Annotated in this window: 11 protein-coding genes and 1 pseudogene; 11 read left to right on the plus strand and 1 reads right to left on the minus strand. The window is 74.0% G+C overall.

Features of this window, described 5'->3' with window-relative positions; translation table 11 throughout:
- Together MHW47_RS26265 and MHW47_RS26270 are read left to right on the plus strand one after the other, a co-directional pair.
- Positions 1–542, plus strand: a pseudogene (locus tag MHW47_RS26265) (hypothetical protein); the annotation flags it as partial.
- A gap of 121 nt (positions 543–663) precedes the next feature.
- Entirely contained in the window at positions 664–1,185 is a 522-nt protein-coding gene (locus MHW47_RS26270) for a hypothetical protein (protein ID WP_239226250.1), read from the plus strand.
- A 52-nt stretch (positions 1,186–1,237) separates the two neighbouring features.
- Here MHW47_RS26270 and MHW47_RS26275 read toward each other — a convergent pair whose 3' ends face one another.
- Positions 1,238–1,648: an STAS domain-containing protein gene (locus MHW47_RS26275; protein WP_239226251.1), complete on the minus strand. Its 411-nt coding sequence runs from the start codon at positions 1,646–1,648 to the stop codon at positions 1,238–1,240.
- 97 nt (positions 1,649–1,745) lie between these two features.
- On the opposite strand from MHW47_RS26275, the gene MHW47_RS26280 reads away from it, so the two are divergent.
- From MHW47_RS26280 to MHW47_RS26315, 9 genes are all read left to right on the plus strand, one after another.
- Positions 1,746–2,078 carry a helix-turn-helix domain-containing protein gene (locus MHW47_RS26280; RefSeq protein WP_239226252.1) on the plus strand — a complete coding sequence of 111 codons (333 nt, stop codon included), beginning with the start codon at positions 1,746–1,748 and terminating at the stop codon, positions 2,076–2,078.
- A 233-nt stretch (positions 2,079–2,311) separates the two neighbouring features.
- A complete protein-coding gene (lanL, locus tag MHW47_RS26285; protein ID WP_239226253.1) occupies positions 2,312–4,972 on the plus strand; it encodes a class IV lanthionine synthetase LanL in 2,661 nt (886 codons plus the stop codon).
- Between the two features lie 46 nt (positions 4,973–5,018).
- Entirely contained in the window at positions 5,019–5,177 is a 159-nt protein-coding gene (locus MHW47_RS26290; RefSeq protein WP_199563733.1) for a VenA family class IV lanthipeptide, read from the plus strand.
- Between the two features lie 54 nt (positions 5,178–5,231).
- Positions 5,232–6,323, plus strand: a complete 1,092-nt coding sequence (locus tag MHW47_RS26295; RefSeq protein WP_239226254.1) for an ATP-binding cassette domain-containing protein — start codon at positions 5,232–5,234, stop codon at positions 6,321–6,323.
- Positions 6,320–7,174 carry an ABC transporter permease gene (locus MHW47_RS26300; RefSeq protein WP_239226255.1) on the plus strand — a complete coding sequence of 285 codons (855 nt, stop codon included), beginning with the start codon at positions 6,320–6,322 and terminating at the stop codon, positions 7,172–7,174. The genes MHW47_RS26295 and MHW47_RS26300 overlap by 4 nt, the downstream gene beginning before the upstream one ends.
- Before the next feature lie 159 nt (positions 7,175–7,333).
- Entirely contained in the window at positions 7,334–8,398 is a 1,065-nt protein-coding gene (locus tag MHW47_RS26305; protein ID WP_239226256.1) for a DUF3533 domain-containing protein, read from the plus strand.
- A gap of 192 nt (positions 8,399–8,590) precedes the next feature.
- The gene (locus MHW47_RS26310; protein ID WP_239226257.1) at positions 8,591–9,367 is read left to right on the plus strand and encodes an alpha/beta hydrolase; all 777 of its coding nucleotides are present in this window, start codon (positions 8,591–8,593) and stop codon (positions 9,365–9,367) included.
- A 366-nt stretch (positions 9,368–9,733) separates the two neighbouring features.
- Positions 9,734–9,862, plus strand: a complete 129-nt coding sequence (locus MHW47_RS35815) for a hypothetical protein (protein ID WP_275449674.1) — start codon at positions 9,734–9,736, stop codon at positions 9,860–9,862.
- A 4-nt stretch (positions 9,863–9,866) separates the two neighbouring features.
- Positions 9,867–10,097, plus strand: a 231-nt coding sequence (locus MHW47_RS26315; protein WP_374230152.1) for a putative immunity protein, incomplete at its 3' end; no start/stop codon positions are given.

A 10,097-nucleotide genomic window follows, 5' to 3' on the forward strand; every position in this document is an offset into this window, starting at 1 on the left:
CCGCGCGGTCGGGCGTGCCCCTGCCCAGGGCCACGGCGGTCCTCCCGGTCGACGCCCGGCGCCCCGACGAGGAACAGGCCTGGGGCAACCGCTGCTTCGCCCTGCCCCTGGATCTGCCGGTGGGCGCCACCGAAGGCGGCCCGGACGCCGCCCGGCGACGGCTCGACCACGTCCTGGCCGCGACGCGCCGGCTCCGCGGCGGCGCCCGGCGGCAGGCGATCGGCGACCTGGTCCGCCACATGCCCGCCGGCCCCACCGCCTGGTACACGCGCCGGGTGCTCTCCCCGCGGGTCACCAACGTCATGGCCACCTCGATGCCGGTCGCCGAACGGGGTGGCCTCGGCGACACCCGGGTGACCGGCACCGCGCTGCTGCCCCTGTTCGTGCCCGGCCACCTCGTCGCCGTCGCCCTCTCCTTCTTCGGTGAGTGGGCCGAGGTCTCCTTCGTCACCGACGGCGGCCTGCCGCAGGGCGAACGGCTGCCCGACCTGTGGGAGCGGGCCGTGGCGGAGCTGGAGGAGGCCACGGCGCCGCGACCGTGACGCGCCGCCGCCCCGGACGGCGGTGCGCGTGACCTTCGATCGCGGGTGATCGTTCTGTAGCCGTCGGGCGCTCACACGGCGCCCGCGACGACACCCCCGTCCCGCAAGGAGCACTACCGCGATGACCCTTACGCGTACCGCCCGCGGCGCCGTTCTCGCCGCCGCCCTCCTGTCCGTGTCCGCGCTGGCGGCGCCCTCCCCGGCGCAGGCCGCGTCCCTGCCGCCCGCGTGCCAGGAGGCCCTGCTGGAGACGTTCGACAAGTTCCCCGTCGTCGACTTCACGGTGCCGGACAAGGTGAAGAACACGCTGCTCGGTGAGGTCCTCGGGCTGAGCGAGGCCGACCAGCAGGTCTTCACCGAGGAGGCGTGCGCGGCCTGGAACGGCTGGGCGACCGCCAACGGCCAGGCCGTCGCCGCCGATCTGGACACGCGCTACCGCAAGGCGGCGGCCCCCGTGTGCAACAAGTTCGCCAAGTCGTCCCTGGCCACGATCAAGCAGTACGCCCCCGACGTGCCCGCCGAGACGCGCGAGCTGGAGAAGCTGGCCAAGCGGATCTGGAAGGACTCCATGGCGAAGCTCGCCACCGAGGCCACCAACGCCGACTGCCGCGCCGCCTACGACACGGCCAAGGCCGGCTGGTAGACCCGCCCGGCCCGTCCCGCGCCCCGCGTGCGGCGCGGGACCTGACCGGTGGTCAACAGGCGGCGGCCTCCTCGACCGTCGCCCGTACGTACAGGACCGCGTCGAGCCCGGTCAGGCCCAGCAGGCGCTGCAACTGGGGTCTCGGCGCGGCGAGCCGCAGGGCACCGGCCCGGTGGGCCATGATCAGCACGTTCAGCAGCGACGAGTCCGCGAAGGAGATCCCCGAGGCGTCCAGCACCACCTTCGGGTGTCTCCAGACCGCCGTCGTCAGCGCCTCCTCCAGTCCCGCCACGGACTGCAGGTCGCAGGCGCCGTGCGCCGCGACCACCCACACGCCGTGGTGTTCGTACTCCACGACCATCACCTGTGCCGGGTCGGACGCGGTGGCCCGGCCGGGCGAACGCGCGCCGCTCCGACCGGCACCGCTCTCACGCGCTACCGGCGCGGCTTCGCTGTAGGTCACCCCGAGGCCCTCCTGTGATTCTCACCCTGTCGGCGATTACAGGAAAAGTATGTCACGTAATTGCTTGCGGGCAAGCATTCGCGCTTAGATTGGAGACATGCCTGGAGTACCCGAATCCCACGCCGGATGGACGTTCCTCACCAACCACGCGCGCGTCCTTGCGACCATCGCCGACGACCCGACCGTCCGGATTCGCGACATCGCCGCCCGCTGCCGGCTCACCGAGCGCGCGGTCCAGCGGATCATCTCCGACCTGGAACGCGACGGATACCTCTCCCACACGCGAGAGGGCCGCGCGAACACGTACAGCATCGAGCCGGACAAGGTCCTGCGGCACCCGGCAGAGGCGGGCCTCCCCGTCGCCTCGCTGCTCAGCCTCCTCGTCCAGGACGAGACGGACCGCGCCCGGGAGCCCGCACCGGCCCGGTGACGGCCCCACCTCCCCCGCGCGCCGGGACGGCGCAGGCGTGACGCCGCCCCGGCGCGGCGTGCTGCCCGCCGCCGGTGAAGTGCGCCTCCGCGCGCGCCAGGCGGCGCCGGACCGACGGGTGCGAGCCCCGCGCGCTCGCTGGAGCAGGTGATTCCGGCTCGGGTGCGTTCCGGGCTCACGTGTCATGGGCAATTTCCGATCAGCGGTCCTCACCGTTGAGAGGGACACCCCACATGACGAGTCACGCCACCGAAGTCGACCTCGAAAGCCTTCTGCGCCGAGCCCTGGAAGCCACCCGCGGCACCGCCCGCTGGACGACCGAGAGCGACGCCACCTGGTGCCGCGTCGCCGCCCGCCCGGCCACCCGCCGGGACCAGGGCTGGAAGCTGCACCTGTCGGCCACCACCGCCTCCGCGCCGACCGTCCTCGTGAGGGCCCTGGACGTCCTGCTGCCCGAGACGTCGCCGTTCAAGTTCGCCCGCTCGCTCGAACAGGTCAGCACCCTCAACTCCCGCGCCACCCCGCGCGGCAGCTCCGGCAAGTTCATCACCGTCTACCCCCGCTCCGACGCCGACGCGGTCCGCCTCGCCCACCGCCTGCACGAGGCGACGGCCGGACTGCCCGGCCCCCGCATCCTCTCCGACCAGCCCTACGCCCCCGACAGCCTGGTGCACTACCGTTACGGCGCCTTCACCGGCCGGCAGCGCCTCTCCGAACAGGGCCTGCTGATCTGGTACATCGAGGACCCCGACGGCAACCCCGTCGAGGACGAGCGCACCGGCCGCTACGCCCCGCCCCCCTGGGCCGTCTGCCCCTTCCCCGAGACCGTGCCCCGCCCGCCGGCGGCCCCGAAGGAGAACGCCCCCGTCCTGCTCGGCGGCCGCTTCGCGGTACGGGAAGCCATCCGCCACACCAACAAGGGCGGCGTCTACCGGGGCACCGACACCCACACCGGCGCGCCCGTGGTCATCAAGGAGACCCGCCCCCACGTCGAGGGCGACGCCTCCGGCCGCGACGTCCGCGACTGGCTGCGCGCCGAGGCCCGGATGCTCGACAAGCTGAAGGGCACCGGACTCGCCCCCGACGCCCTCGCCCTCTTCGAACACGGCCACCACCTCTTCCTCGCCCAGAGCGAAGTACCGGGCGACAGCCTGCGCACCTGGGTCGCCGAACGCTTCCGCGACCTGGGCGGCGCGCACTACCGCCGCGAGGCCCTGGCCCTGATCGGCCGCCTCGTCGACCTCGTCGAAGCCGCCCACGCCCACGGCTGCGTCCTGCGCGACTTCACCCCCGGCAACGTCATGGTCCGCCCGGACGGCCAAGTGCGCCTCATCGACCTGGAACTGGCCACCGACGACACCGGCACCAGCCTGCCCACCCGGGTCGGCACACCGGGATTCAGCGCCCCCGAACGCCTGGCCGACGCCCCCGTCTCCGTCACGGCCGACTACTACAGCCTCGGCGCCACCGCCTGCTTCGTCCTGACCGGCAAGGTGCCCAACCTGCTGCCCGAGGAACCCGCCACCCGCACCGACGAGGAACGGCTCGCCGCCTGGCTGAACGCCTGCACCGGCCACGCCAGGCCCCCGGACCACGTGGCGGACCTGATCACCGGCCTGATGAGGGACGACCCCGCCGCCCGCTGGGACACCCGCCGGGCCCGCGAAGCCCTCCAACGGCCGGACCGGGCCGGCCCGGCCACCGCCGGCCGCCGCGCCCCGGCCCGGGACGAGGACCCGCGCGAAGCCGTCACCGCGCTCGTCGACCACCTCGTGGACACGATGACCCCCGACGACCCGCGCCGCCTGTGGCCCGTCTCCACCGTGTCCGGCGAGACCGACCCGAGCACCGTGCAACAGGGCGCGGCCGGGCCCCTCGCCGTACTGACCCAGTACTTCACGCTCACCGAGGACCCCCGGCTGCCCGACCTGCTCGCCACCGCCGGCCACTGGATCGCCGACCGCGCCCGCCCGGCCACGGCCCGCCCCGGACTCCACTTCGGGGACAGCGGAACCGCCTGGGCGCTGTACGACGCCGGCCGGGCCATCGGCGACCGGGCCCTCACCGACCACGCGCTGACCCTGGCGCTCACCCCGCAGGAATCGACCCTCCACCACGACATCACCCACGGCACCGCCGGCAGCGGCATGGCCGCCGTCCACCTCTGGCACCGCACCGGAGACCGGCGCTTCGCCGTCCTCGCCGACGCTGCCGCCGACCGGCTCGCCGCCGCCGCCCGGCGCGAACCGGAGGCCGTCAGCTGGCCCGTCCCCGCCGAAGCCCTCTCCGGCGAAGCCGGCAAACGCTACCTCGGCTTCGCCCACGGCTCCGCGGGCATCGGCTGCTTCCTCCTCGCCGCCGCGACCGCCTCCGGCCGCCAGGACCACCTCGGCCTCGCCGTCGACGTCGGCGAACACCTGGTGCGCAGCGCCGTACGGATCGGCGAGACCGCCCAATGGCCCGCCCAGGCCGGCGACGAACCCACCGCCCCGTACTGGTGCCACGGCGCCGCGGGCATCGGCACCTTCCTCGTACGGCTGTGGCAGGCCACCGGCGACGACAGATTCGGCGACCTCGCCCGCCGCAGCGCCCTGGCCGTCACCGAACGGGCCTCCCGCGCCCCGCTCTCGCAATGCCACGGACTCGCCGGCAACGGCGACTTCCTGCTCGACCTGAGCGCCGCGACCGGCGACCCCGCGTACCGCGCCATGGCGGACGGGATGGGCCGCCTGCTCCTCACCGAGGGCGCCCGCCGCCACGGGCACCTCGTCTTCCCCAACGAGTACGGAGACGTCTCGACCAGCTGGAGCGACGGAACGGCCGGAATCCTGGCCTTCCTCCTGCGCCTCGGCCACACGGACTCCCGGCGCTGGCTGGCCCAGCAACCGGGCTGAGCGGCGGAAACCCCGCCGCCGAACCATCAAGAAGAAGGAGAGAACCATGGAAACCCAGACCCAGGACCTCGAACTCCTCGCCCACCTCCACGCCCTCCCCGAGACCGACCCGGTCGGCGCCGAGGCGGCCTTCTCCGGCACCTGTGAGTGCATCGGCCTCCTGACGGTCCTCAACACGGTCTGCATCGGCATCAGCTGCGCCTAAGACCGACATACCGGCCGGAACCCGAGCGGCCGAACCGAGGTGAGGACCGGACCCATGCGACTGCACACCGGCGACGAGGAACTCGCCCACGAGCCCACCCCCGGCCCGCACGCCGCCCCCCGCCCGCCCGGGACCGCGCCCGCCATCAGCGCACGCGGCCTGGTCAAGAGCTACCCCGGCCCCCGGGGCACCACCACCCACGCCGTCAACGGCCTGGACCTCGACGTCCGGCAGGGCGAGACCTTCGCCTTCCTCGGACCCAACGGCGCCGGAAAGTCCACCACCATCGCCATGCTCTGCGCCCTCGCCCGCCCCACCGCCGGACAGGCCACCGTCGCGGGCGCCGACGTACGCACCGAACCCCACCGGGTCAGACAGCGCGTCGGCATGCTCTTCCAGCACAGCGCCCTCGACCCGGACCTGACGGCCGAACAGAACCTCCGCATCCACGCACGCCTCTACGGAATGCGCCGCGCCCGCATCCGCCCGCGCACCACCGAAGTACTCGACGTGGCGGGCCTCACCGACCGGCGCACCTCACCCGTACGCACCCTGTCCGGAGGCATGCGCCGCCGCCTCGAGATCGCCCGCCAACTCCTGCACGAACCCGGCGTGCTCTTCCTCGACGAGCCCACCACCGGCCTCGACCCCCACGCCCGCGCCCAGATCTGGGACCACCTGTACGCCCTGCGGGAACGGCACGGCAGCACCCTCTTCATCACGACCCACCAGCTCGAGGAAGCCGCCAACTGCGACCGCGTCGCCATCATCGACCACGGCCGGCTCGTCGCCGAGGGCACACCCCTCGCCCTCCAGGCCGCCATCGGCGACGACCGCGTCGCCCTGCGCACCAGCGACGACGCGAAAGCCCGCGACATCGTCCGCCGCCTGGTACCGGAAGGACACCCCGTCACCGCGGACAGCGGGGGGATCACCCTGCGCCTGCCCGACGGCAGCTCCTGGATTCCCCGCCTCTGCGCCGCCCTGCAGAACCACGGCATCGCCGTCAGCGCCGCCTCCGCCACCCCGCCCACCCTGGACGACGTCTTCTTCCACCACACCGGACGCAGCATCCACACCGCACCCGGACCGGCCCCGGCCGCGCCCCCCGCCCGCCGGGCCACGGAGACGGGCGGTGACCGATGACCGTGATCCCGCTCGACGCGACCCGCACCCGCCGCCCCGGACAGCCCCGCCGGCTGCGCCACGAACTGCGCGCCGTCCACGCGCTGATCCACCGGGACCTGCTCCGGCTGGCCGGCCAGCGCGCCCACACCGCGCTGATGCTGCTCCACCCGCTGCTGTACCTGGTGATCCTCGGCGGCGGCCTCGCCGCCCTCATCCCCGACTCCTCCCTCGGCGTCGGCTACCAGACCTACCTCTTCCCCGGCATGCTGATGATGACCGTGCAGACCCCGGCCATCCTCGTCGGCATCCGGCTGATCACCGACCGGCAGAGCGGCTATCTGCGCGAGCTCCTCATGGCCCCGGTCGCCCGCTCCACGCTGCTCCTCGGCAGCTGCGCCGGCGGCACCCTCGTCGCCACCCTCCAGGGCGCCGTCCTGCTCGCCCTCGCCGGTCTCGTGGGCCTGCCCTACGACCCCCTGCTGCTGGTCCTGCTCCTCGCCTCGATGACCCTGATCTCCTTCACGATCACCGCGCTCGCCCTGACCCTGGCCGTGAGCCTGAGCAGGCCGGAGGCGTTCCACACCCTGCTCGGCGTCGTGATGATGCCCCTACTGTTCCTGTCCGGCGGCTTCTTCCCGCTGCACAGCCTGCCCGGCGCCGTCCGCGCCTTCGCCGCCGTGAACCCGCTCGCCTACGGCGTCGACATGCTCCGCCAGGGCATCGCCCTGCGCGTCCCGGACGGGGCGGCCACCGGCGGTGTCACCTGGGCCGGCCACCCGCTGCCGTTCCCCGCCGAGGCGGGCCTGCTGCTGCTCATCGGCGCGACCGCCCTGCTCTGGGCCGCGCGCCGCTTCGAACGCCACGAGTGACACCGCACCGCCCCGCACACCCCGCCGCCCCCGCCTCTACGCCGAACGGGTGGGTACGGCACCGGCCATGCGTGTTCTCACCGCGCGACACACACCGGGCGTGAGGATGTCCGCGGACCGGGAGCACCGGTCGAACACGGCCGAGAGCGGGGACGCCACGTGACGGAAGCAAGGGGCTCGACGACCAGGGTCGACGCGTGGACGGAGATGCGCGACGCGATCACCACCAGAGCCGTTCTGGTGATGCTGGGGGTGCTGCTCCTCCAACTGGGCTTCGCCCTCTCGTACATGGGGGCCTTCCATGCGCCCGAACCCCACCGCGTCCCCCTCACGCTGGTCGCGCCGCGCGCCGTGGAGGCCGACCTCGTCGCCCGGCTCAACGCACTGCCCGGCGAACCGGTTCACGTCACCGCCGTCGAGACCCGCGAGCAGGCCAGGGCCCGGCTCCTGGAACGGAAGACCGACGCCGCGCTCATCGTGGCCGTCACCGGACGCACCGACACCCTGCTGGTCGCGTCGGCCGGCGGGACCTCGGCGGCGGACGCCGCCGCGAAGATCGTGGCGACCGTGGAGCGCGCGGAGAACCGGGCGTTGACCGTCCGCGACATCCGGCCGCCCGCCAAGGGCGACGCCCGCGGACTGTCCTCCTTCTACCTGGTGCTCAGCTGGACGATCGGCGGCTACCTCGCCGCGTCGGCGCTGAACATGGCGGCCGGGTCGAAGCGCCCCACACTCCGCCGCTCCATCGTGCGCCTCGCCGCGATGCTGCCCTACGGCTTCCTCTCCGGGATCGGCGGCGCCATCATCGTCGGCCCGGTGCTGAACTGCCTGCCGGGCGCCTTCTGGGAACTCGTCGGCATCGGCACCCTCGTCGTGTTCGCCTCCGGCGCCGTGGGCGTGGCCCTGCAGTCGCTGGCCGGGACGGTCGGCCTGGGCCTGACGATCCTCATCTTCACCATCCTCGGCAACCCCAGCTCCGGCGGCGTCTACCCGTCGTCCCTGCTGCCGCGGTTCTGGGGCGCGATCGGCCAGGCCCTGCCACCCGGGGCCGGCACGACCGTCGTCCGCAACACCGTCTACTTCGACGGCGCCAACACCACCGGAGCGCTGTGGATCCTCGGCGCCTGGGCCTTCGGCGGCATCGTCGTCGCCCTCGGGGCCGCGGCCCTGCGCGGCCGTCAGGCCCGGCCGCGCCCGGAGCCGGCCGCCGCCACGACGGTCTGACACCGGCCCCCGTACGAAACCCGCTGGGCGTACGGGGACGGCGCTGATACATTCCTCCCGGCCGTGCGAAGGAACGAGGAGGTGGTACCCGTGAACGCAGTATCGACATGGGTGCTCCCCCCAGGGGTCACGGCCGGGCGGTAGGCAGATCGTCCGGGAGCGCCGTTCCATGCACTCCCGAAGGGCACGATCATGAATGTCACCTCCGAGCAGTTCCTCGCCGACCCCTCCGCGCAGGGCCCCGGCGACGCCGTGCTCGAACGCACCTTCACCCTCGGCGACATCCCCGGCATCCTCTGGACGCCCGCGTCCGCCTCGGCATCCGCCCCGGTGCCGCTGATCCTCCTCGGCCACCCGCCGCTCGGCCTCGCGGCGATGTACCCCCGCCTCGTGGACCGGGCCCGGCACGCGGCGGCGGCCGGCTTCGCCACCGCCACCATCGAACTCCCCGGCAGCGGCGACCGGCCCCGGCTGCCCGATCTCGACCGGGCCCGCGCCGAACTGCGCCGGACCCTGGGGGCGGGCGAGCCCGTCGGCGCCGGCCTCGTCGACGCGCTGGTCCTCCCGCTGGTGGACCGGGCGGTCCCGGAGTGGCAGGCCGCTCTGGACGCCCTCCTGGCCCTGCCCGGCATCGGCGGGCCGGCCGGCTACTCGGGCGGGGTGATCTCCATCGGGGTACGGCTGGCCCGGACCGAACCCCGCGTGGCGGCCGCCGGACTCTTCGCCGGCAGCTTCGTCCCCCGGACGATCTTCGAGGAGGCCCGCCAGGTCACCGTCCCGCTCCACGTCCTGTTGCAGTGGGACGACGAAGGAGGCCACCGGCAGGCCGGGCTCGACCTGTTCGACGCGTTCGGCTCCGAGGAGAAGTCCCTCCACGCCCACATGGGCGGCCACACCGGCGTGCCGCGGTACGCGGGCGCGGGCGCGGTGGAGTTCTTCACCCGCCACCTGCATAGGGTGGCCCCGTGACCGAAGCCTCCCGCAACAGCCCCGGGCAGCCCGGCGAGGGCGGGGCACCCCTCGCCACGGTGGCCGACGAGGTCCTCGGCGTCTTCGTCCGGGGCTCGCAGACCCTGCCCGGCGGCACACGCCTGGACGACCCGCACTTCACCGCGAGCCGGCGGATCGGCGAGCGCACGGTCGTCCTGCTCCTGGACACCACCGACGAGGCGCGGGCCCGGCGGCTGCTGCCCCGGATGCGCCGCGCCGTCGAGGACGGGGCACTGCTGCGTACCCGCGCGGTGGAGGCCGTGGTCCGCCGAACTCGGCGAAACCCCGCCGACCCGGGAGGAGCTGACGGAGGCCCACGCCGACCTCCTGCTCGACACCGTCGTCGTGGACGACGAGCGGGAGGTCGTCCTGCACCTGGCCGACTCCTGCGGCGAGCACCTCATGGAGGGCTACTGGCCGGCGGTCCGCTTCGACACGGACAACCGGGCCACCGACGTCACGATCGAGGCCTGAGCGGATGCCGCGCGCACGCGCCCGGGAGGCGGGCGAGGTCGTCCTGAGCAAGGACGACCTGCGCGCGGTCACCGAGTTCGCCGCCGACTGCGCCGAAACGGTGCTCCACGTGTTCGAGACCGCCCACCCGGACGACCCGCGCCCCCGCGAGGCCGTCGAAACCGCCCGGGCCTTCGCGCGCGGCGGCGAACGGGGCAAGGCGCTGCGGGACACGGCCTGCGCCGCCCTCAAGGCC

Source organism: Streptomyces sp. OfavH-34-F, from assembly GCF_022347745.1.
Taxonomy (GTDB): Bacteria; Actinomycetota; Actinomycetes; order Streptomycetales; family Streptomycetaceae; genus Streptomyces.